Source organism: Pseudomonas sp. JZ114, assembly GCF_051027705.1.
In the GTDB taxonomy this organism is placed as follows: Bacteria; Pseudomonadota; Gammaproteobacteria; order Pseudomonadales; family Pseudomonadaceae; genus Chryseomonas; species Chryseomonas luteola.
This window is the reverse complement of record NZ_CP069257.1, coordinates 443,601-466,771: the sequence shown is the minus strand read 5'-3', so window position 1 is coordinate 466,771 and position 23,171 is coordinate 443,601. Positions and strand designations below refer to the sequence as shown.

The 23,171-nt window shown below is 50.4% G+C and carries 21 protein-coding genes and 1 pseudogene; 13 read left to right on the top strand and 9 right to left on the bottom strand.

Going from position 1 to position 23,171, the window contains the following annotated elements:
* Positions 1-243: 243 nt before the first annotated feature.
* The 6 genes and pseudogenes from JQR90_RS21610 (at position 244) to JQR90_RS21585 (ending at position 4,101) form a co-directional block, all read left to right on the top strand.
* Positions 244-486 (top strand): type II toxin-antitoxin system Phd/YefM family antitoxin, encoded by a 243-nt coding sequence (locus tag JQR90_RS21610; RefSeq protein WP_073450484.1) that lies wholly within the window; start codon positions 244-246, stop codon positions 484-486.
* Entirely contained in the window at positions 483-869 is a 387-nt protein-coding gene (locus JQR90_RS21605; RefSeq protein WP_073450483.1) for a type II toxin-antitoxin system VapC family toxin, read from the top strand. The genes JQR90_RS21610 and JQR90_RS21605 overlap by 4 nt, the downstream gene beginning before the upstream one ends.
* A gap of 265 nt (positions 870-1,134) precedes the next feature.
* On the top strand, positions 1,135-1,821 hold the full coding sequence (locus tag JQR90_RS21600; protein WP_073450482.1) for a dihydrofolate reductase family protein: 687 nt from the start codon (positions 1,135-1,137) through the stop codon (positions 1,819-1,821).
* 66 nt (positions 1,822-1,887) lie between these two features.
* Positions 1,888-3,048: pseudogene (locus JQR90_RS21595) on the top strand (IS3 family transposase).
* A 172-nt stretch (positions 3,049-3,220) separates the two neighbouring features.
* Entirely contained in the window at positions 3,221-3,445 is a 225-nt protein-coding gene (locus JQR90_RS21590) for a LysR family transcriptional regulator (protein WP_208859652.1), read from the top strand.
* Positions 3,433-4,101, top strand: a complete 669-nt coding sequence (locus JQR90_RS21585) for a LysR family substrate-binding domain-containing protein (RefSeq protein WP_434140798.1) — start codon at positions 3,433-3,435, stop codon at positions 4,099-4,101. Before JQR90_RS21590 ends, JQR90_RS21585 begins: the two co-directional genes overlap by 13 nt.
* A 730-nt stretch (positions 4,102-4,831) precedes the next feature.
* Here JQR90_RS21585 and JQR90_RS21580 read toward each other — a convergent pair.
* Positions 4,832-5,971 (bottom strand): iron-containing alcohol dehydrogenase, encoded by a 1,140-nt coding sequence (locus JQR90_RS21580; protein WP_073450480.1) that lies wholly within the window; start codon positions 5,969-5,971, stop codon positions 4,832-4,834.
* Positions 5,972-6,149: 178 nt separating this feature from the next.
* On the opposite strand from JQR90_RS21580, the gene JQR90_RS21575 reads away from it, so the two are divergent.
* Positions 6,150-7,085 (top strand): LysR family transcriptional regulator, encoded by a 936-nt coding sequence (locus tag JQR90_RS21575; RefSeq protein WP_073450479.1) that lies wholly within the window; start codon positions 6,150-6,152, stop codon positions 7,083-7,085.
* A 66-nt stretch (positions 7,086-7,151) separates the two neighbouring features.
* Here JQR90_RS21575 and JQR90_RS21570 read toward each other — a convergent pair whose 3' ends face one another.
* A complete protein-coding gene (locus JQR90_RS21570; RefSeq protein WP_181591873.1) occupies positions 7,152-8,327 on the bottom strand; it encodes a fumarylacetoacetate hydrolase family protein in 1,176 nt (391 codons plus the stop codon).
* Positions 8,328-8,474: 147 nt separating this feature from the next.
* Between JQR90_RS21570 and JQR90_RS21565 the strand changes: the two genes are divergently transcribed.
* The 5 genes from JQR90_RS21565 to JQR90_RS21545 all read left to right on the top strand — a co-directional run bounded on the left by JQR90_RS21565 (position 8,475) and on the right by JQR90_RS21545 (position 13,753).
* Positions 8,475-9,482, top strand: a complete 1,008-nt coding sequence (locus JQR90_RS21565) for a LysR family transcriptional regulator (protein WP_073450477.1) — start codon at positions 8,475-8,477, stop codon at positions 9,480-9,482.
* A gap of 141 nt (positions 9,483-9,623) precedes the next feature.
* Positions 9,624-10,619 (top strand): tripartite tricarboxylate transporter substrate binding protein, encoded by a 996-nt coding sequence (locus JQR90_RS21560; RefSeq protein ID WP_230382272.1) that lies wholly within the window; start codon positions 9,624-9,626, stop codon positions 10,617-10,619.
* A gap of 82 nt (positions 10,620-10,701) precedes the next feature.
* Positions 10,702-11,166 carry a tripartite tricarboxylate transporter TctB family protein gene (locus JQR90_RS21555; RefSeq protein ID WP_073450476.1) on the top strand — a complete coding sequence of 155 codons (465 nt, stop codon included), beginning with the start codon at positions 10,702-10,704 and terminating at the stop codon, positions 11,164-11,166.
* Positions 11,167-11,176: 10 nt separating this feature from the next.
* Positions 11,177-12,706 (top strand): tripartite tricarboxylate transporter permease, encoded by a 1,530-nt coding sequence (locus JQR90_RS21550; RefSeq protein ID WP_073450475.1) that lies wholly within the window; start codon positions 11,177-11,179, stop codon positions 12,704-12,706.
* Positions 12,707-13,753: an Ldh family oxidoreductase gene (locus JQR90_RS21545; protein WP_073450474.1), complete on the top strand. Its 1,047-nt coding sequence runs from the start codon at positions 12,707-12,709 to the stop codon at positions 13,751-13,753.
* A 119-nt stretch (positions 13,754-13,872) separates the two neighbouring features.
* Here JQR90_RS21545 and JQR90_RS21540 read toward each other — a convergent pair whose 3' ends face one another.
* The 6 genes from JQR90_RS21540 to JQR90_RS21515 form a co-directional block, all read right to left on the bottom strand.
* Positions 13,873-15,111, bottom strand: a complete 1,239-nt coding sequence (locus JQR90_RS21540; protein WP_434141106.1) for an alpha-hydroxy acid oxidase — start codon at positions 15,109-15,111, stop codon at positions 13,873-13,875.
* Positions 15,112-15,188: 77 nt separating this feature from the next.
* Entirely contained in the window at positions 15,189-16,037 is an 849-nt protein-coding gene (locus tag JQR90_RS21535; RefSeq protein ID WP_073450472.1) for a fumarylacetoacetate hydrolase family protein, read from the bottom strand.
* Positions 16,034-17,089 (bottom strand): NAD(P)-dependent oxidoreductase, encoded by a 1,056-nt coding sequence (locus JQR90_RS21530; protein WP_083603183.1) that lies wholly within the window; start codon positions 17,087-17,089, stop codon positions 16,034-16,036. Before JQR90_RS21530 ends, JQR90_RS21535 begins: the two co-directional genes overlap by 4 nt.
* The gene (locus JQR90_RS21525; RefSeq protein ID WP_434141139.1) at positions 17,028-18,044 is read right to left on the bottom strand and encodes a TRAP transporter substrate-binding protein; all 1,017 of its coding nucleotides are present in this window, start codon (positions 18,042-18,044) and stop codon (positions 17,028-17,030) included. Before JQR90_RS21525 ends, JQR90_RS21530 begins: the two co-directional genes overlap by 62 nt.
* A gap of 104 nt (positions 18,045-18,148) precedes the next feature.
* Entirely contained in the window at positions 18,149-19,432 is a 1,284-nt protein-coding gene (locus JQR90_RS21520) for a TRAP transporter large permease subunit (RefSeq protein ID WP_073450470.1), read from the bottom strand.
* 71 nt (positions 19,433-19,503) lie between these two features.
* Entirely contained in the window at positions 19,504-20,013 is a 510-nt protein-coding gene (locus tag JQR90_RS21515; RefSeq protein ID WP_230382270.1) for a TRAP transporter small permease, read from the bottom strand.
* 291 nt (positions 20,014-20,304) lie between these two features.
* Here JQR90_RS21515 and JQR90_RS21510 point away from each other — a divergent pair, with 291 nt between their 5' ends.
* Positions 20,305-21,840 (top strand): UxaA family hydrolase, encoded by a 1,536-nt coding sequence (locus tag JQR90_RS21510; RefSeq protein ID WP_073450469.1) that lies wholly within the window; start codon positions 20,305-20,307, stop codon positions 21,838-21,840.
* Positions 21,841-21,956: 116 nt separating this feature from the next.
* On the opposite strand, the gene JQR90_RS21505 is transcribed toward JQR90_RS21510, so the two are convergent.
* On the bottom strand, positions 21,957-22,922 hold the full coding sequence (locus tag JQR90_RS21505; protein WP_181591866.1) for a GntR family transcriptional regulator: 966 nt from the start codon (positions 22,920-22,922) through the stop codon (positions 21,957-21,959).
* Positions 22,923-23,171: the final 249 nt, after the last annotated feature.

The following is a 23,171-nucleotide window of genomic DNA, read 5'->3' as shown; positions in this document are numbered from 1 at the left end:
ATCTTAAGCTAAGTCTTGATGCCTATTTGGGGGCCTGATATCAACTGCAATTAAGCAGTTCTGTGAATCAGCGAGTCGATTCGGTCAAAGGTTCAGCTAACCCAACCCCTTGGTGATACAGCGGTTAGGTCACCGCTCTGCCCTTCTTCTCTTCACAGTCTCAGAGCATGAATATGGTTACGTTTACATACTTAGCTAGGTTAGCTAAGCTAGGTTAGCTAACCCTGTATACCGAGGTCTATCATGACTCCAGAAACTGTAAACATTCACGATGCTAAAACCAACCTGTCCAAGATTATCGACGAGGTAGTTAGTACAGGTGTAGAACAGATTATTGCCAAAGCTGGTCGGCCAATGGTTAAGGTGATCCCTTACACTGAAACGCCTCAAAAGCGCATTGGAATGCTGGATGGTATGTATCCGTCTGTGCCAGCCGATATTGATGCGCAATTCAAAGACGATATTGAGGCAATGTTCAACGTATGACCCTTATCGTCGACACGCACCTTTTACTGTGGGCCTGCTTTGACAGCACTAAATTGCCAAAGCAGGCTCTACCACTCCTGACAGGGCCTGGCATGCTGTACTTTAGTGCCGCTAGCATTTGGGAGATCGGTATCAAACGTGCATTAAACAAGCCAGACTTTCCTTACGATCCAGCAGTGACACGAACAGCGCTAATTGGTGCGGGTTACCGAGAGCTACCGATTAGCTCCAGTCACAGTATTACTGCTGCCGCGCTGCCATCGCACCACAACGACCCATTCGACAGATTGCTGATTGGCCAAGCTATTGAGGAAGGCATGTTTCTACTAACCTGCGACCACATATTGACTAAGTATCAGGCGCCGATTCGCTACCTGGGTTAACCCCTTCAATCGAAGCCTTTTGTAAAAGATTTGCATCAGTAACTACTACAAAACGACCTCCGTAGTTTAGTAACCATTGCGTCTTGAGTACATGGACTGGATAAAAGTGCCTAACAGTTAACTACTCCCTTTACTTCTCTCTACAGTAACGAAAATTCCTTATTCCTACCGAAAAAACCATCATCCACCATCCTCATCAAGCACTGAACTCCTTCCTTTAGCTCGCAGTCCACTTCAAATCTTTTCCTGACACATCGGAGTTCCCATGAAACCCTATATCGTCTGCCATATGATGTCCTCCCTAGACGGCCACGCGCTGACTGATGGGTGGGATCGTGCATTCAAGAAAGCCGCTGGAGATTTGTATGAAAAGCTTGCGCAGACGTTCGAATTTGATGCGTGGATCTGTGGACGCGTGACAATGCAGGAAATCGCTCACGATGAGGGATATCCGACAGGACTTGCAAAATCATCAATTCCACGCACCCATCATATCGTCGAGCGAAGTGCAGAAACGTATGCGGTATCAATTGACCCGCAGGGTAAAGTAGGATGGAAGAGCAGTCAGGCGTTGGGTTCACACGTGGTTGAGGTGTTGACCGAGGCGGTGGCAGACGACTATCTGGCGTATCTGCAGTCGATCGGCGTGTCGTACATCTTTGCGGGCAAGACCGAGATCGACTTGCAACAGGTCATTACTATCCTAGCGGAAGAGCTGAACTGCAAGCGGCTGATCGTCGAGGGCGGCCCGCATGTCAGCGGCTCATTTATCAATGCCGGCTTGGTGGACGAGGTCAGTGTGTTGGTTTTGCCGCTGGTGGACGGCCGTGGTGAACATCCTGCGTCATTCGAGGTGGCGTCGTCGGCCTGGAGACAACCTGCACATCTGCAGCTTACTTCTGCAGAGGTGCAAGAGGGCGGAGCTGTCTGGCTGCGCTATCAGAAGGCCTGATATGTAGTGGTCTACTGATTCCGGACACCGATTTAGGCGAGTATGCTCGCCAGATAGAGGTGGCTGATGACCAAGCAACGTCGTTCTTTTTCCGCCGAATTCAAACGCGAGGCTGCAGGCCTCGTGCTCAATCAAGGCTATAGCTATATCGAAGCCAGCCGCTCGCTTGGGGCGGTCGAGTCCGCGTTGCGTCGCTGGGTTAGTCAACTCCAGCAGGAGCGCAACGGCGTTATTCCGCAGAGCAAGGCAATGACGCCTGAGCAGCAGAAAATATAGGAACTGGAAGCTCGAATCCCTCGACTTGAACGGGAGAAATCCATTTTAAAAAGGCTACCGCGCTCTTCATATTGGAAGAGCACGAGCGCACGCGCTGATTGATCAGCTGAGTGCCCAAGAGCCGGTCGATTGGCTTTGCACAGTCTTTGATATTACTCGCTCGTGTTACTACTCCCACCGCCTCAGGCGCCGAGCTCCGGACGTTGAGCGGCTTCGGTTGCGTAGTCGGCTCAACGAACTGTTTACGCAAAGTCGAAGCGCCACCGGTAGCCGTAGCATCATGTCGATGATGCAGGAAGACGGTGAGCAAATCGGGCGGTTCAAGGTGCGAGGACTGATACGGGAACTGGAGTTGGTTAGCAAACAACCTGGATCACGTGCCTATAAACAGCGACGGTTGAGCGGCCTGACATTCCAAACATCTTGAATCGAGAGTTTGAGGTGCCGGCGCCGAATCAGGTCTGGTGTGGCGACATCGCCTACATCTGGATTCAAGGGAAATGGCATTACCTAGCTGTCGTTCTGGACCTCTATACACGACGAACTGTGGGTTGGGCGCTGTCAAATAAGCCGGATGCGGATCTGATCATCAAGGCGCTGGGTATGGCTTACGAACAACGGGGCAGACCTCAAGGGCTGCTGTTTCACTCGGTTCAGGGCTCGCAATATAGCAGTCGCCAGTTTCGCCAACGGCTCTGGCGTTACCGCATGCGCCAAAGCATGACCCGTCGTGAAAACTGCTGGAATAATGCGCCAATGGAGCGTGTGTTTCGCAGCTTGAAAACTGAATGGATACCGACTGTGGGCTATATGACAGCTCAAGAAGCGCACCGCGACATCAGTCATTACCTGACGCATCGGTACAACTGGATTAGGCCGCACCAATTCAACAATGGACTGGCCCCAGCTCAGGCCGAGAAAAAACTTAACGTCGTGTCCGAGATTAGTTGACCACTACATCGAAACGCTTATGTAACCAAAGAAGCGGATCACAGTCAGACTGAGGTAGGCAACAGCGTGCTAGCGACAGAACTCATTAGCACCTAAAACTGTGATGAAGTGTTGTTAAGCCATATCAGCCAATGCTATTTAGAAAAAACAATAATACCAAAGGACATAAATTATGGATCTTCGGCAGCTACGTAGTTTCGTTGTGCTTGCCCAGACACTAGATTTCGGTATAGCTGCTCAGCAGCTCAGCATCACGAAACCGCCGTTGAGTCGCCAAATCGCAACCCTAGAAGAGTCCCTCGGAACGCCTTTGTTTATCCGTAACTTTCGTTCTCTAGCGTTGACCCCTGCCGGAAAAGCTTTTTTGCAAGTACGACCCGGTTGTTGGCTGACATAGATGCCGCTATACAAAAGGCACAAGCGACTGCATTAGGGGAGCGAGGCGAACTTCGAATTAGTTTTACAATGTATTCAGCATGGTACGTATTGCCTGAGCTTGTCGCAGTATTTGCTAAATTGCGCCCAGATATAGCGATAATCCTTGACGAGACTCTTCCTAATAATATGTATCAAGCGCTTATAACAGGGGATGTCGATATAGGAATTAGCTTTCCACTACAACTTACCCATTCGTTGTGCTACAAGATCCTATATCGAGAACCTCTTTGTGCAGTGTTGCCTAATCATCATTCCTTAGCTTCTGAGCTGCGCATATCAGTAGGCGATTTGGCTTCAGATCATTTTGTGGCATTTACGAACTCTACTGCGCCAAGATTGCATGAAACAGTGTCCGCTTGCTGCCGTCAATACAATTTTGAACCCCTTATCAAGGTCGAAGCACACTTGCAGCAGAACATTATCGATCTTGTCGCTAAAGGTATCGGTGTGGCCCTAGTACCAGACTCTATGAGGAAGATAAAAGTTCCTGGAGCTGTGTTTCTACCTCTGATTGAGTCGCCTGTAATCGAACAGGGCATCTATTGGAATCCAAAAAATAAGAATCCTTGTCTGCCTTACTTAATAAGCTATCTCAGTGGCATACATAAGTATTAGAAGAGCTAGCTGGTGATTTTGTGTTAGATGATAAATTTAACACCTATGCGTTCATTGATAGCTTCTGGTCTTGCAGAATCAACATCTGCCTTTGACCCATGCTTGTCATAACCTTGGCAAGCTTGAGCACCGCTCCTCATCAGGACATACCTAAGCGAATATAGGCTTAGGTTAGATTAACCATACTGTTTAACCTGGATGGTCGTAGCTAAACTCAATAAATGAAATGCCGTAATTATGGGTTGGCGAAACCCCGATTGTCATGTGCCATGAACTGCAAAAGATGCCTATTGGTGGATGCTAGCGTATCGATATTCGCACCCTCAACCTGCGTCCAGTAGACTTAGCAAGGCAATGTGCGTCCGCTTAACCTACCCTTGGCTTGGCTAGAGTTGACACAAATATACTCGGATGTTCAGCTCATACATCGTCCGGCGCAAAACGCGTGTCGCTCCGGCTGGCCTGCACTTGCTTGTGGTTATTATTATGAAAGACGGTTGATTCATCACTGTGGAATGCTACCGACTTGTCATATCGCCTAAGATAGGTACGTATTGCTAATATAGCTAAAGTTGACTCGACTTGGTTTGGTTTACTGAGCGTCAAGTGTGGGTAAGAAACGGCTAGAGTTCGACTGAGGTTACTGCTGCGACGGTAGACGCCTATACCGCCTGGAGATGACCCCAGGCGGTATATGCTAACAATAAACGAGTAATAGGCTGCATGAATTCTACAATGATTGTTCAAGCATCCAGGCATAATCATCTGCAGTGGCTATACGCGGATTGGTCTTGTGGCTGTGGTCCGCCAAAGCCCCCTCGATGATTCGTGTAAACATCGCCTTCTTTACATCAAGCTGCGTCAGGCTATTGGGTAATCCCAAGCGTTGATTCATCGCTCTGATAGCCGGTACGACTGCTTCTGCACCGCCCACATTCATTGCCTGAGCGATGCGCTCCAACTTGTTTTCCTGCCGGACCGATTCCGAGCTAGCATTAAAGGTGATTACGGCCGGCAGAAAAATTGCGTTTAGCGTCCCATGATGCAAACGCGGATTAAGGCCTCCTAACGAATGACTGAGGCTATGTACACACCCCAGCCCTTTCTGGAAAGCCATTGCCCCCTGCATAGAGGCACTCATCATGTTTAGGCGAGCCTCCCGATCAGCTGGCTGGTGTGTAGCGCGCTCAATATGAAGCCATGCTCGTCGTAATCCATCCAAGGCAATTCCATCAGCCGGCGGGTTGAATGCAGGCGACATAAAGGTTTCCAGACAATGAGCAATTGCATCCATACCAGTGGCAGCGGTTAACAAAGGAGGTAAGCCTAGCGTTAACTCTGGGTCACAAATAGCCGCTTTGGGGATCAAGTGTGGCGACAGCACGCCTACTTTACGGCCGTCATCCAGAATCAGAATAGCGCCACGACCTACCTCACTCCCAGTACCTGCCGTTGTAGGGATAGCAATTACAGGTGCCGTACGGGCAGTGATACGCCCCACTCCACCCTCGATAAAGGCAAAGCTCTTCAATGGTCCTTCATGGGTACCGCAAACAGCAGCGCCCTTGGCCAAATCAATTGAAGATCCCCCTCCAATGGCAATGATCCCATCACAGCCCTGGGAACGATAAAGCTCTGCAGCAGCGCGTACAGCCGCCTCGTTTGGATTAGCTGGCGTCTGGTCAAAAATATCGACTAAATGCCCACGGGAGAGATGCGTCAGAACGCGATCCACAATACCTGTAGCTCGCACGCCGGCATCAGTCACTACCAGAGGTTTTTGTATACCAATGCGATCACATTCCTGCTGCAATAACGCAATCGAGCCGTAATCGAACTGAATCTGAGTGAGATAGCTGATAAGAGCCATAGTAGGTTCAACCTTGTGCGGAGATTGTTTTTGTAATAGCTGAAGCGCCTATGCCTTAAATACAATCAGGGCACTGGCGAATCCAGGACAAGCTTTGCCTTACGACCTGACACTACTGCATGGGTACTTTTGCAGCTAATGAAGGGGTCTGATACAACTATAAGAAAAGGTTATATCCATGCTGCCTTCTGTCACCTCCATCTTTTCACGCTTACGGCTCAAGCAGTTGCGCCTCCTGATAGCATTGGGTGAGCAAGGCTCGCTCGTCAAAGCAGCCGAACACGTCGCTATCAGTCAGCCGGGAGCCACGAAAGCGCTACAGGAGATTGAAACGATATTAGGGGCGCCCTTGTTCACAAGGACCAACCGAGGGCTGGAGCCAAACGACTTAGGTTATTGTGCTATTCGCTACGCACGCCTAATCCAGACAGACTTAACGCATTTACGCGATGAGATGATTGGCATATTGCAAGGGCATGGCGGTCGCCTATCGGTTGGAGTCATCATGGGAGCCGTGCCGTTCGTAACCAAAGCATTGAGTAGACTGCTAGATAAGCAGCCGGCTTTGTCGGTAAAAATCGTAGAAGATACCAGCGCTCAACTGCTGACTTTGCTTGATGATGGGCGTATTGATCTGGCTATCTGCCGCACCAGCATCAGCCGTCACCCTGATTCCTACGACAGCCTAGATATTTGTGACGAAACGCTAGCGGTAGTAGCGAGCCCGAAACATCCAATGGCGCATTGTGAAAAGCTTTCCCTCAAAGACCTTTCAGACTCACGCTGGGTTGTGTACTCAGCCAACATGCCCATGCGCCTGCTCCTAGAGCGAGAGTTCCATGAGGCTGGCCTGCGCTTTCCAACGTATCTGGTCGAAACCACTTCGGCTCTTGCAACCTTGACCCTACTTCAGCAAAACCCTTCTTTTGTAGCACTACTTTCCAACGACGTAGCACACTTCTTCACGCACTTTAGCCTAACGACACGATTGCCATTAATACTATATGGCCGTAGTGATCCTTATCAGCTAATTACACGGCGTGGCACAACTCTCTCACCTGTAGCCAAGCTGTTCACCGAGGTTTTGGCAAATACTGAAAATCCTTTTTTATGAGCGGCATCTGTTCTAAAGAGCGCCTTTTACTTAGAAAGGCACGTCTTGTTGATTTGTTTGGATGATCTATAGCAATTGGCGGCGACTGAGATTTTTCATCAAAGCCAACACGCCGAAGTCCCAAGGCGCTATAGCGTTACTATGATTCACCCGGTTATGTAATCCCCCTAATTGAGCGCTAGAAATAGTAACCCGATCATGTAACTTATGCGTAAAACCACCGCCTGGATGATCACGATCCTCAGTCGGAGCGAAAAGCGTTCCCATAAAAAGTAAAAACCCATCGGGATATTGATGGTTGCGATTGATTGTCTGATTCACTAAATCCAATGGGTCACGGCTGATCTGACTCATCGAACTACGGCCATTTAGAACAAAGCCGTCTTCCCCTTCTACGCGTAAATCCACGTCGCAAGAACGTATATCGTCTATCCCAAAGCTTTCATCGAACAGTCTAATAAACGGCCCAATGGAACAGGATCCATTGTTGTCTTTGGCCTTACTTAGTAACAGGGCGCTACGGCCCTCGAAATCTCGCAGGTTAACGTCATTACCCAGGGTAGCGCCTACAACCTCACCACGACTATTTACCACCAGAACAACCTCAGGCTCGGGATTGTTCCAGGTCGAGCCCGGGTGCAGACCAATATCCATTCCACTCCCGACCGAAGCCAATACGGGCGCCTTGGTGAATATTTCAGCGTCAGGCCCTATACCCACCTCTAGGTATTGAGACCAGAGATCCTGCTCGATTAGCAACTCCTTTAGCTGCTGTGCGCTGTCCGAGCCTGGCACCACGTTACGCAAGTTATCACCAATGATGTTACGCACCTTGGCACGAATCGATTCGGCTTTCTGGGGATTACCACCGGCACGTTCTTCGATAACGCGCTCGACCATGCTGGCCGCAAAGGTAACCCCTGCTGCCTTGATCACCTGCAAGTCTGCAGGCGGTAGCAGGCTTGGTAACCTGGGATCTCTTTGACTTCCGCTATTAGCCAGTAGCTCCGCTACTGAGCAGAGATACGTTCCAGGCGCTTCCCGTAAGTGTGATAAGAGATCAGGCCTTTCAAACAAAGCACTTAAGGTCGATGAAGATGAGGACAGGTCATATACCCCTTCATCGCGCAGCTGGATCGGGGAAGGTCCTGCCAGATCTCCCGGAACCCAGGCGCGACCAATCAAAGTACCTTTTAGACCATCAGCAGGCAGTGTGTTTTCAGATGTCAGCAAGAGCGGTATAGCCATGGATATTCTATCTCTTCTTAGAAGCGACTAGGCCCCACTCGGCCTGAAACCGATATAGCCGACATGGAGTAGAGCAATGAGCTGTGCGACCATAACCAACCGTACCGTGGCCCGACCAATGACAATTTTTCAAGGGACGATATGACTTTGTTATCGAAACAGGACGCCTTAGGGATACCGGAAAGAACAGGCAAGTCGTTCGCGTTGCAGAGTTGGCTGCGTTTTCGGCATCTGGTCTTGATCGATACGTTGGCGCGTACCGGCAACATGCACTTGGCGGCACAACAGATGTGCCTAAGCCAGCCGGCTATCAGCAAAATGCTTCGCGACATTGAAGAACAGTTCGGCTTTGCTCTGTTCGAGCGCCTGCCTAGAAAACTAGCTGTAACGGAGTTAGGGCAGGTAGTTGTCCGCTATGCCCAAAGTACCCTTAATGACAACCTCGCTTTTAGTCGACAATTAGACAATTTGCGCCATGGTGGTTATGGCTATATCAAAATCGGAGCAATTTACGCTGCAACGGCGCTTACGCTGCCTAAGGCCATATTGCTGATGAAGCAGAAGCGCCCATTATTGTCCATCGAGCTAGTCGAGCAAACCAGCGACTATTTGCTACAAATGCTAGAGCATAAGCAGCTCGATTTGGTTGTAGGGCGCTTTACGGAATCATACCAGCAGCAGTATTTCACTTATCAGCCGTTGGCCAGTGAGCCCTTCCTGATTGCTGTAAATCCCTCCCACCCCCTCTGTACACAAAAAGATATTTCAGCCAAAGAGCTGATTGATTGGCCCTGGGTACTCTACCCTTTGAATACTCCCCTTCGACAGATGATGGAGCATGCGTTCGGTCAAGCCGACATAGCCTCTCCTGTCGATAGCATAGAGACCACATCGGTACAGACAACCCTGCATCTTTTGCAAAATAGCAACGCTCTAGCCCTTCTCCCCGAAACCGTTGTACGACCCTATCTAACCAGTGGAAGCCTGCATGCCTTATCGAGCACCTTCAGCATTAATCCGCTAGGCTATGGCATCCTGACTCGAAAAGATGAACTCCTGTCTCCTGTCGCCCAACTATTTATTGACATGCTCGAGTTCAGTGCCAATGCCGACATGCAGTTAAGCAGCATTGATAACCAACCGTTATAGCTTGATGAGAAAGCTTCATTAGACAGCGCGCCCCCGTGCTTAATAGCTTGGCTTCGACGCACTTCTCATGTATTGCAACTCATGCAGACATGAAGACGCCTCGATCATCACTGACAATAATTTCAATAAGTGAGACCAGCCATGAACAACAAGAATCGCCTTGAGCGACGCTCCTTTCGTCTACTGAAGACCCTATTGTTGCCCGCCTTACTGGTCTCGCCGCTAATGGTCATGGCCGCCTATCCCGAAAAGCCTATTCAATTAATCGTCCCTTGGGCTGCTGGAGGTGGTAGTGATGCCGCAGCTAGAGGTATTGCCGCTGCTCTAGAAGAGCAACTAAAGACTACGATCAACGTCGTCAACCGCCCTGGGGGCAGTGGTGTCGTTGGGCATACTGCCATGGCAGCGGCCAAGCCGGATGGTTATACGCTGGGCTTTATTACGGGTGAATTGAACATGCTGCATTGGCAGGGCCTTACCAAGCTTAGCCATGAAGATTTCACCCCCATTGCCATGACTAACTATGACTATCCGGGCGTGCAGATTGCTGCCAATGCACCGTATGACACCGTGCAATCGTTACTACAGGCTATCAAGAGCAAGCCCAAAGGCACATTCAAAGCCTCTGGCACTGGTCTTGGGGGAATCTGGCATATCGCTTTTGCCGGTCTGCTCCTTGATCAGGGCATCGCCCCTGATCACATAACCTGGATTCCAAGCCAAGGGGCTGCCCCAGCAATGGTTGAACTGGCCGCAGGAAGCGTGGAAATAGTTCCTTCCTCGGTCCCTGAGGCACGTTCGATGATCGATGCCGGCAAAGCCAAAGGCCTTGCCGTTGTAGCGCCCCAGAGAAACCCCAGCTTTCCTGATATTCCTACGCTCAAGGAAGCGACTGGTAGTAATTACATCCTGGGTGAATGGCGCGGTGTTGCCGGTCCGAAAGGTATGGACCCTGAGGTCGTAGCAACACTGGAGAAAGCGCTTGACGCTGCTTATCAAAGCGACACCTACCAGAGCTTCATGAAGAAACAAGGTTTCGGCGTAGAGTGGCGCAACGCCACTGACTTCAAAGAGTTTTTGAAAACGAACAACGCCTATATGGGCGGCATTATTGAAAAGGTAGGCCTGAAAAAATAGGTCTTTCCAGGAGCTGTCTGCCTCAAAGTAGATCAATTTTGGCGCAGCCAGTTTTTATATGCACAACCGGAAGGGCCTTCGTATGAAAGATCTGGTTATCGGCCTGTTTTTCGCAGCTTTAGGAATCGTCGTTCTGTTCATGGCTCAGGATTTTCCGTCTATTAGCGGCCTGAAGTATGGTGCCGGTCTGTTCCCCTCGCTAATCGGTATCGGCTTAATCCTTGCCGGTCTGTTCCTCGCAGCAGGCGCAGCACGCCAAGTTATTAAAAGTGGCGCCGCAGAAGGTGGCTCTCTCCGTTTTGCTCGCCCCTCTCTGCAGGGACTGACACCATTAATACCCTGTGTCATGGTAGTAGGTTACATACTGCTCAGTGAGACCGTAGGCTCAACGCTGTACTTGATGATCGCCATGTTCATCCTGTTCTGCCTTCGTGGCACAAGGGTACTAACGGCGTTACTGATAGCCATAGGATTCTCGCTCTTAATTAGCGTGGCCTTTACCTATCTGCTTTCCGTACCCTTACCAAAGGGACCTTTGGGAATATAAGGAATTTGCCATGTCTGAACTTCTTGAAGGTTTTTTATTGGTCTTCAATTTCCAAACCCTACTGGTCATTCTTCTGGCAGCTCTGTTTGGTGTCTTTGTCGGTGCGGTTCCTGGGCTCTCCGCGACGATGGCAGTGGCGCTACTCGTACCTATCACGTTTTACATGGATGCCACATCGGCTATCGCCGCAATCATTACTACGGCAGCAATGGCTATCTTTGCGGGCGATATTCCTGGAGCCTACCTCAACATTCCCGGTACACCCGCCTCTGCCGCCTACGTAGGCGATGCCAGCAAACTCGGTCGCCAAGGGCGCGCCCGTGAGTGTCTAGGTACGAACCTGATCTGTTCTGTAATCGGGGGCTTAGCCGGCACTATTGTTCTCATCCTTGTAGCACCCTCTCTCGCTGAATTCGCACTGAACTTCAGTTCGTTTGAGTATTTTTGGCTAGCCGTACTCGGCTTGAGCAGCGCCGTTTTCATCTCCCAGGGTTCGCCAGTCAAAGGTTTTCTTTCTCTGATGGTCGGCTTGCTGCTGGGTACCGTTGGGCTAGATATGGTAACCGGTACGCCGCGCTTTACCTTCGACATACCCGACCTTATGGCAGGCATCAACTTTATTCCTGTCATGATTGGCTTCTTCGCGCTGAACGAGGTCATGAAGCTTTATGCTTCAAAGGAAGTGATCTCTACAAAGGGCTCATCTCTTTCCATTCCACAGCAAGGTACCGTATTTGGCGCAGTACCCGGTCATTTGAAACGCTATTGGCGTAATGCTGCTCGCGGCAGCACATTAGGCGTTCTGATTGGAGCGCTCCCCGGAGCGGGAGCTGATATTGCTGCCTGGATTTCCTATGCCATCAGCAAGAAGCGCTCCAAAACGCCAGAGCTGTATGGCACGGGACACATGGAAGGTATCGTTGATGCCAGCTCAGCAAACAATGCTGGTATCTGTGGTGCTTGGGTGCCTGCGCTGGTATTCGGAATCCCTGGCGATTCGATCACCGCTATCGTGATCGGCGTGCTCTATATGAAAGGCATGAACCCTGGACCTACCATTTTCATGGACAACAGCAGCATGGCCTATGGGCTGTTTATAGCGTTCTTTGTGGCTAACCTGATCCTGATTCCGGTTGGATATCTGGCTATTCACGGAGCCCATATTTTTGCCATCACACCAGCCAAGTTACTAATGCCGATTATTCTCTGCTTCTGCATTGTCGGTGCCTTCGCTATCAATAACACCCTGACCGACGTCTGGATCATGCTGGCCTGTGGAATCGCAGCCTATGTACTCAGTACGGCAGACTTCCCCACTGCTCCTGCAATTCTAGGCCTGGTACTTGGCAATATTCTCGAAACCAATTTTCTGACGTCTATTCTCAAGGCTAATGGAGACTTGATGGCTTTTTTCCAGCGGCCTATCAGCGCCTCGTTGGGCGCTTTGGTCTTGCTGATCGTGCTGTACCCATTGATATCCAAACTGTGGCTGAAACGCCGGGCGGCATCCGCGCTACAGTCCGCTCAAGGAGGCCATTGAATGATCGTTGTTAATGCCATCGAGCTGGAAACCCTGATTCATCAATTGTTTGAAAAGGCCGGCGCCTCTGACGTGGTGGCCAGTACAGTAGCCCGTGTATTAGTAGAAGGCGATCTGCTCGGCCACCATACTCATGGAGTTAAACTCGCCCAGGGCTATCTCAAGGATATTCGTGCAGGACATGCCAAGGTCGATGCGCAGCGGCTGGAAGTGGTCAAGCAGTCGCCGGTCTGTACGCTATACGATGCCGATTATCTGTTAGGCCCTTATGTGGTTAGCCAGGCTCTGGACGCTACTACCCACGCTGCACGCCAGTACGGCGTAGGTGTCGCTAACATTCGACGCTCGCATCATATCGCCTGTTTGGCCGCATACCTTCAACCTGTTACCGAGCAAGGACTGGTGCCTATTGTTTTGTCTTCTGATCCTGCGGTCGCGTCAGTAGCCCCTTATGGAGGACTAGACCCTGTTTATACGCCGAACCCTTTAGCGATTGGCATTCCCAATGAGGGTGAGCCCATTCTAATCGATGTCAGCATGTCGACGATTACGAACGGATTGGTAAACAGGACCCGGCAAGAGGGTGGCCAACTGCAACATGAGGCCCTGTTGGATAATCAAGGCCAACCGTCTCGAAACCCCGAGGATTTTTTTACCAACCCTCCTGGCAGCATCCTTCCGCTGGGCGGGCTCGAGTTTGGCCATAAAGGCTTTGCCCTGGGCATCATGGTCGAAGCCTTGACGTCAGGCCTTGGAGGCTTTGGCCGGAAAGACGGGGTTAGTCAGTGGGGCGCAGCCGTGTATGTGATGACGCTGGACCCCGAGTTCTTTGGCGGGCTTGCCGCCTTTAAAGCAGAAATGAACCACTTTGTTGAACGCTGTCAGAACAGCCGACCCAGGATACAAGGTCAGTCAGTACGCATGCCAGGGCATGCTGGCCTCGCTCGGCGCAGGCGTTATCTGGAAGAAGGAATCCCATTGCCTACTGACGTACTGGATGCTGTTCGCGCAGCAGCACAGGAAGGCGGACTGAGTAGCCCCTTTTAACTCCTTGACGTGGTAAGTCTTATGATCAGCCCGCTAAGCTACCAGGTAACAAGGATTTAACATCTCGCCTAACAGACAGGCCTGACGGGATAACCCGTAAGGCCTGTCGCACAAGACAGTTACGTTAATACAGCACGTTTAGAGGCAAAGGACTTGAGCGGTATAGCGTCGGCAGCCGCTCGCCATTTTGGATCATGAATAAGGTCGGCGCTGAGTTCATCAAGACTGCTACAACCTAGCAACCCCAGCGTACGCTCGACCTCGGTTCGCAAGATGTCGATGGCACGACAAGCCCCAGGCCCCTTGCCTGCTGCCAGTCCATAAAGCCCTGCCCGTCCGATCAACACGCCATCGGCGCCTAGCAGTAAAGCCTTCACGATATCGCTACCCCGGCGAAAGCCACCATCGAGAAAGATTTCAAGCTTTCCCTTTGCAATACGTGCTACCTCCGGCAATGTCTCCATGGCTGATACCGAACCGTCGAGTTGACGGCCGCCATGATTTGACAGAACGATGCCATCTACACCGTATTGAAGGGCCAACTCGACATCAGCCGGGTGGATAATCCCCTTGATGATCAGCCGACCTTTCCACATGTCTCGAAGCCAAGCGATATCCTGCCAATTCAGGCTAGGATCAAGCTCAGCAGCCAAGGCGCTGGCAGCACCTTTTACTGAGTCCCTTCCAGGCGGCAAAAGGTCACCCAGGTTCTTGAAGCGTGGCACGCCACGAGGCACTAACACATCCCAGACCCACTCGGGATGCATCGCCACGTCTAGCTGGTTACGCCAGTTGAGCTTGAGAGGACGTATATAGTTTCGGCGATCCCACTCACGGTTTCCGAAAATCGCACTATCAGTAGTAACGACAATCGCCTCCAGATTCAGTGCTTTTACTCGCTCCACCAGTTTGGCCACATGATCCCGGGTACGATACAAATAGATCTGCATCCAAGCACGCACGCCTTCGATCCGGGAAATATCTTCAATGGACGTGGTCGAGGCATTACTTAACACAAAAGGAATACCCGCTTGAGTTGCCGCTTCGGCCAACCGAAGATCCCCTTTATCTGTGAGCAAACCGTTGAAACCCGTAGGCCCAATCAAAAATGGCAAAGCTGAAGGTTTGCCAAAGAATGAGCGCGACAGGTTGCGTGTACTAACGTTGCGAAGTGTTCTCGGTTGCAACGTGATGCTTTCAAAAATGCTTCGGTTACGCTTAAGCGTAAATTCATCATCGGAGCCGCCCTCTACGTACTCGAAGGAAAAATTGGGGAGTCGACGCCGAGCAACTTCCCGCAACTCTTCAATATTCTGCGCACGCAGATAGTCACGACCAGAATAGAGTCGCCTTTTCATGTATTGACCCGTCATTCGAGAGGACAGTCGCCCGCAGGCAACTGTCGAAAACCAGAAGGTGAGCGCTGATAATGGGATCAGCCCTGCCAGGCCTTTACGTCCTGACGTTGCTCACCTAACCCTGAAATACTCAAGGTCATGCAGTCACCGGCCTTGAGAAATTGAGGTGGATTCATACCGGCGCCTACGCCCGGTGGCGTACCGGTACAAATCACATCGCCAGGATTAAGCGTCATGAATTGGCTTATATAGCTAACGATCTCATCGACTCCGAAAACCATGGTGCGGGTATTACCCTGCTGGCGCACCTCGCCATTTACTGCCAGACGTAGCTCCAGGTTGCTTATGTCACTGATTTCATCAGGCGTTACTAACCACGGGCCGATAGGCGCAAAGGTGTCGGCACTTTTTCCCTTATCCCATTGCCCGCCACGCTCAAGCTGGAACGAACGCTCGGACACGTCATTCACGATGCAGTAGCCTGCGACATGTCGCAAAGCCTGGTCACGCTCGACATACTGTGCTCGACGTCCAATGACGATACCCAACTCCACTTCCCAGTCCGTTTTGGTCGAGCCACGAGGAAGAATCACCGTATCGTTAGGCCCCACGACGGCACTGGTTGCCTTCATAAACAGCACGGGCTCAGAGGGCACAGGCAAGCCGGACTCTCTGGCATGATCGGCATAGTTCAATCCCACACAGACAATCTTTCCGATGGAGGCTACAGGTGGCCCAAGCCGGACATTGCCTGAAACAGAAGGCAGACTGGTATGATCCAGTGTGGCCAACTCCGTAAGACGCTCCATGGACAGCGTTGCGCTATCAATATCGGCAACGATGGCGGATAGATCACGAATCACCCCGCTCGCGTCCAGCAGGCCGGGCTTCTCTTGTCCGGCAAGCCCATAACGTAGCAGTTTCATGATTCGCCCTCCTGGCGTGCCCGAACCCGCGTCCCATTGATTTCGCCCAATACATCGAAGAGATGAGGTACATATTTGTCGCCATGCCCTAGGCTTTTGGCAAGCAGGAAAGTCTGGTAGACCGACTCGGCGACAATCCCTGTAGACGGTGTTGCCTTGGCCAACTGGGTGTAATAACGCATGTCTTTTTCGCAATTGGCAATGGCAAACTTCTGCCCGGAGTCATCCCCACGCAACACGAAAGGAATAATTCGCTCAAAGGTCCGGCTGTAGCCACCACTAAGGCTACAAATGTCGGCAAAAGCAGACAAATCGATACTATTCTTCGCAGCGGCACAGAACGCTTCTGCCAGGATCGCAGCGTTCCCCTGGGCAATAAAATTGTGAATCACCTTGGCCTTGTGGCCTGACCCTACCGGGCCCAAGTAATGAATGGTCTCGGAAAAGCACTGCAGTATCGGTCGGACTTTTTCCAATACGTCAGCCTCTCCTCCGACCAAAACGTTCAGACGCCCTTCTACGGCCTCCTTTGGCGTGCGGTTAACCGGCGTATCCAGATAATGAGCATTTTTTTCCGTCACCGCCTGGGCCAGCTCCGGCGTAATGGCCGGGTCACCTGTGCTGCAGTCAACCACAATCTGCCCTGGGCGCAACCCTGCCAGTAGCCCCTTCTCACCCCCAAAAGCCTGTCTCACCTCATGAGAGCCAGGTAGGCACAGCAGAACCACATCGACCTGCTTAGCCAACTCAGCGGCACACGTTGCCTCCTTGGCACCTTTGCCGACCAAGTCATCGATAGGCTGGCGATTGCGATTGGCAATCACGGCCAGGCTAAAACCTTTTTTGAGAATATTGGTTGCCATGGCATGCCCCATCAGACCAAGCCCAATGAAGCCCACATTCATTTCAGACATTCGAAGTCTCCTCGATGGACCTTTCCTAGAATCGAAACCGGTCGCTTCCTGTTCACAGGCAGGCGACCTGCCTGCCTTACTGGGCGCCACGTACCTTCTGGATTTCAGCCATGACTTCGCCGACCAATTCTGGGCCATAGTCCTGAGTGAATTTCTCCGTAGCAGGCTTGAGGTGGTCCCGCATACGCTGAATTTCTGCTGGGGCTAACTCATTGATTTGCATTCCGGCATCAGCTAGCGCCTTACGAGCGGTTATATCCATTTCCCGAGAAACTTTACGCTCGTAAGCCTGAGCTTCGGTCGCTGAGTCTCGAACAATCTTGCGCTCGCTGTCGTTCAGTTTGTCCCAAGTCTTTTTACTGAAAATCGCAACCAGCGGATCATAGAAATGCCCCGTTAATGACTCGTACTTCTGTACTTCATAAAACTTGGATGTCTCAACCGCAGCCAAGGGATTTTCCTGGCCATCGACCGTACCGGTCTCCATCGCCGTGTATAGCTCGGTAAATGACATAGGTACGGGATTGGCCCCTAAGGTCTTGAAGGTTCCGATAGCCGTCGGGATCTGCTGTACACGGATCTTCAATCCCTGAAGATCCTCAAGCTTGGTAATAGGACGCTTGCTGTTGGATACATGCCGGAAACCATGGTCCCAATACCCCAAGCCAATCAACCCATGCGGAGGGAGGCTATCCAATAACTTCTTTCCAACAGGGCCATCTAGAACAGCATCAACTTCTTTAGAGTTTTGGAACAGAAACGGCATACCATAAAGACCAAATCCCTTCTCAATGCCTGTGAGTAAACCAGGAGTAACCAGCGTCATATCCACTGTGCCACCCTGCAGAGAAGAAATAACCTGAGTGTCGCCCCCAAGCGTACCGCTGGCAAACACCATCACTTTCATCTTGCCATCGCTCTTTTCCTTGACCAGATCGGCGAATTTCTGAGCGCCTAAGCCATGCGGATGGTTCTTTGCTTGGACGAAAGCAATCTTGAAATTATGCCGATTAATATCTTCTGCATGACTGGTCGTTGAAAATAGCAAGGCAGAACACAGCAGTGCCGTCAGTGCTTTTGGAATAATTCCCATGGTGTTTTCCTCTTTTTTGTCATTGTTGTCTTTGCGGTTTTTTAGATGTTGCTCATTAAGAGCCATTTATTTCTATGGGCGCCCGTTTTCGGTGAAGGTAGCCATCAGGAGCTCATCCAGGCGGCAGGCACGATCAGAAGATCAGGGAACAGGAGCAGCAGTCCGACGATCAGCAACTCTGCAAGCAGGAAAGGCAGCGTCCCTCTGACAGTGGCAACGAAATCGATTTTCGACACGCCGGCAACCACATTCAGCACCAGCCCAACAGGCGGTGTGATCAGGCCGATGGCGCAGGTCATCACGAAAATTACGCCGAAGTACACAGGATCAATGCCCGCTTCAACTGCGACTGGCAACATGACAGGAGCCAGAATCAGAATGATAGGAGACATGTCCATAGCCATGCCGATCAGGATGACAATCACGACGATTAGCAGCATGAGCAGGCGCGGGCTATCCATAAGCGGCTCAAGCAGTGCAATCACTTCGCTGGGCAGATCAGCCACAGTGATCACCCACGCGGCAACCAGCGCCGACGCTACAAGAAACATGACCATGGCTGTCGTGGTAACTGCTGAAAGCAGTACGCCATAAAGGTCTTGAATCTTTAGCTCACGGTAGACAAACAGTGAAACCAGCAATGCATAAACGGCTGCTATTACGCCCGCCTCGGTAGGCGTGAATATTCCGAACTTCAAGCCAACAAGAATGATGATGGGCAATATCAGTGCCCAGATACCCTCATAAAATGCCTTGAATACCTCTTTGGACGAGGCCCTTGGCGTGGTCTCGATGACCTCCCGGCGGGAAACCAGATACCAGGCAATACAGAGCGATACACCCATCATTAAGCCGGGAACGATGCCTGCCAGAAAAAGCTTGGTTATCGATACATTACCCGCTACGCCAAACAGAATCAGGCCTATCGAAGGCGGAATGACAGGTGCAATGATTCCAGCGGATGCAACCAAGCCTACAGCAGTCCCCTTGTTATGCCCCACCTTGACCATCATTGGAACTAACAGGGCCGCCAATGCGGCAGCATCGGCTGCAGCCGAGCCAGATAGGCTTGCCAACAAGCATGCAGCTAAGATAGTGACGTACCCAAGGCCGCCCTTGATATGGCCGACCAAGGCTATTGCCATATTGACGATTCGTTTGGACAGGCCGCCAGAATTCATCAACTCACCGGCCAACATAAAAAACGGCACGGCCATCAGTGGAAAGCTGTCGGCGCCATTGATTAGGTTCTGAGCAATAATCTGGGCATCGAAAAGATCCAGGTAGTACATCATTCCGATACCGCAAATGATGAGCGAGTACGCAATGGGTACACCAATAATCATGGAACCCAGAAGCGAACAAACGAATATGGCAATAATGACCATTACTGACTCCGCTTTATTATTGTCGAGCAGCCGTCGGCCTGCCGATACGGCGTCTCGTGATAACGATGTTATTAAAGATGTGCTTCCAGCTTGCTGGAGTCAGGCTGCCGGATATCCTTGCTCATAATCAGTAGGAATATTTCATAGAGATGAATGAAGCTGGCGGATAGGCCGAAGACGATGCCTACACCATAAAACCATCCCATCGAAAGCCCGGTTACTGGCGAAGGAAAATTCCAGTTAATGTCTGTCTGTAACCAACTGCCTCTTAAAAAGAGAAGCGAGCAGGCCAGCATTAGCAGCTGGCTAATAATCAGGCTGATCCGTTCTCCCCACCGGGGCATATGTTTTAGAGCAATGTCTACACCCATATGGCCCCGGTCACGTAGCACGACTAGCGCGCCAATAAAGGTCAGCCATACAAAGGCCCAACGCGACAGCTCTTCAGACACTGTAATGCCCTGATTGAAGCCGTAACGCAGCACTACATTACCGAATACCAGAACGACCATTAAAACCAGGCTGATAACAGCGATCACTTTGAGCAGATGGAAATAACCAGCTACGAGCTTACGGATCATAGCTGCTCTCCTAGATAGCGTTCTAAGAAGGTAGTTAGATCCTTAAGCGGATGAATGACAGATACGGAGAAAGCGCATGGTGAGGCAGTACAGAGAAATCCGCTCTGCCCACGAATACAAGGAAAATACGAAACGACTGCGTACGACATGGGATCAGACCTCGGTTCTTATTTTTGTGACGATGTGAGCGTGCGATCTGAAAAAGACACTAGCATCAACAAACATTGCATGCAATGTTCATTTTTGCCATGATCATGACTCTCACCTACAACAAGAAACCGAGACCTCATCATGCAGCTGATTACCAAACCGCAGTCCGTTGTCGTTCTTAACGACCAGGATTCAGTGGCCGTAGCACGCAAACCCATCGCTCAAGGCACGCTGGTTACCGAAATAGGGATCAGTACAGGAGAGGACATTCCAAGCGGACATAAACTTGCTTTACGTGACATTGCCGAAGGCGAATATGTAATTAAGTATGGCCAAGTGATCGGTATGGCCAGCCGAGCTATTCCTGTCGGCACGCATGTGCACACTCATAACGTGGTAATGCCGGCAAGTCATACCAGTGATGAGCTTCCTTCTCCTTTCGAGCGTACACCTGTTTTACCTCCCGAACAGCGTCGTCGCTTCATGGGGTTTCGCCGCTCGAATGGTACTGTAGGAACACGCAACTACATTGGCATTCTGTCTACGGTTAATTGTTCGGCAACCGTTTCTAAGGCGGTAGCTGCGCATTTCGAGAAATCAGGGCACCTCAAAGCGAACAATATTGATGGTGTGGTGGCTTTGACTCATGGAGGCGGCTGCGCCGTTAATACGGAGTCAGAAGGGTTCAAGTTTCTTGAAAGAACCTTATGGGGCTACGCTCGAAACCCGAACCTAGCGGGGGTTCTGATTATCGGTCTGGGGTGTGAAACGAATCAGATATCGTCACTTATGAAGAAATATGGTCTGGAGGAGACTCCATACTTTAAGGTGTTCAATATCCAAAATGCTGGAGGAACACGCAAGAGCATCGAGAAGGCCATTGAGCAGGTCGAATCTATAGCGAGCTCAATTGGCCGGCTTGAGCGGACCTCAGAGAGTGTCGAGCATCTTTGTATAGGACTTGAATGTGGTGGCTCCGATGGTTATTCCGGTATCACCGCTAACCCTGCGCTAGGTTATGCCGCGGATCTGCTGGTACGCCACGGCGGTACGGCAATCCTTAGCGAAACGCCAGAAATCTATGGCGCCGAGCATCTTTTGATTCAACGAGCCATTAGCCATGAGGTGGCCAATAAACTCCTTGAGCGGCTTCGGTGGTGGGAACACTACACCCGAATCAATGGCGCCGAGCTAAACAATAACCCCTCCCCTGGCAACAAGGCTGGAGGACTGACTACGATTCTGGAGAAATCTCTGGGCGCAGCCGCCAAGGGCGGCTCAACGTCACTCAATGCGGTTTACGAATATGCCGAGCCTATTACTGAAAAGGGTTTCGTCTTTATGGACAGCCCTGGTTACGATCCTGTCTCGGTGACCGGTCAGATTGCTTCAGGAGCCAATATTATTTGTTTTACAACCGGACGCGGTTCGGTTTCAGGCTTCAAACCAGCGCCGTGTATCAAGCTATCGACCAATACTGAAATGTATCTGCGTATGGAAGAGGATATGGACATTAACTGTGGCGGGATCGTAGAGGGTCACGAGACTGTAGCTCAAGCTGGCGAACGAATCTTTGAGGCTATCATCGATATTGCGTCAGGCTCGCTTTCTAAAAGTGAAGCGTATAACTACGGTGATAATGAGTTTGTACCATGGCCAATAGGCGCGGTAACTTAATTAGCTCTTTGTTTGGACGCAGCTCTTACCGGCTGCGTCTACTTAGACTAGGACTTTGAAAATTTCTAGAACTTTTTAAAACGGCATTCAAACTTTACATTAAACAATAAAGACAATTACTCTAAATACGGAACATCGGCTATTAGATTATTCTCCTTGAAAACGGCTAACCGCTGGGAAACTTTGCGCTCAGCAATACAAAGATGTTCCTCCATACTTTCAGCCGCCTTTTTAGGCTGCTTAGATTCGAGATGTTTAAATATCTCAAGATGCTCTTGGAAAAAAGGCTCCTCTTCTGGAAAATGAGTCTTATCCAAAAGAATATGTTTTCCCGATAACAGCAAAGAGTGAGTACGTTGGAGCAGTTGCAACATTTCTCGATTAGGGCAATAGCCCAGCGTGCGAATGTGTAAATCACTTTCTAAATCGTCAAATTGACGACTTTCCATATTGGGATATTGAGCTATAGCCTGGCTTAGTCGCCGAATAAATAGTTGAATCTTGGTAACAGGGATATGTTCGGCAGCTCTCATGAGCACATAGGGTTCAAGTCGGCGCCGAATTTCATACAGATTGTTCAGTCTTTGCTCATTCCACTCTAATAGCTGCCAACGCGAGCGTTCGTCTCTTTCCAGCAACCCATTAAGTTGAAGGCGTGTTAGGACCTGACTCGATATCGTACGGCTGATACCATAATACTTGGACAACTCAAGCTCATTGATGCGATGAGATCCAAATAGCGAATGGTACAAAAGCTCACGCTCAATATTGTTGTAAACACGCTGCCATGTCTCGGTTTTTTTTGGCAAGAGTTCTTTAGGCAAAGATGCAAACACATCTAATTGAAGCTTTTTGCGTATTACGCCTTCGGGCTGTGTACCTACTAGATATCCACGCCCTTCAAAAGTACTAATTAGTCCATCATCACATAAACGATTAAGTGCCTGACGTACCGGAGAACGGCTTATAGAAAATAGCTCCGAGAGATTACCTTCCAATAACAATGTGCCTTCTTCAATGCGTTTTTCTTGAATGCTGGTACTTATAACATCATATAGTTGGTCATTCAGGTGCTTTTTCATAATTCTCTTAACACCAAGCTAATACAGTAGGAAAATAATACCTGCTTATTAGGCGTAGACCAAATATACCTGAAATAAGATAACTTCCTATGCCCTTTCTGAAGACCGATTTGCTACGCTTTCACCTCTTTAGTGCAGTTGACTAGAGGCAACGGGACGCCACGAGATGGATGATCGCTTTATACTCATCTGACTGGCCTCGCATCAATTCTCCATGCTATGGCACCCTTATGTACTGTGACGCGCGTA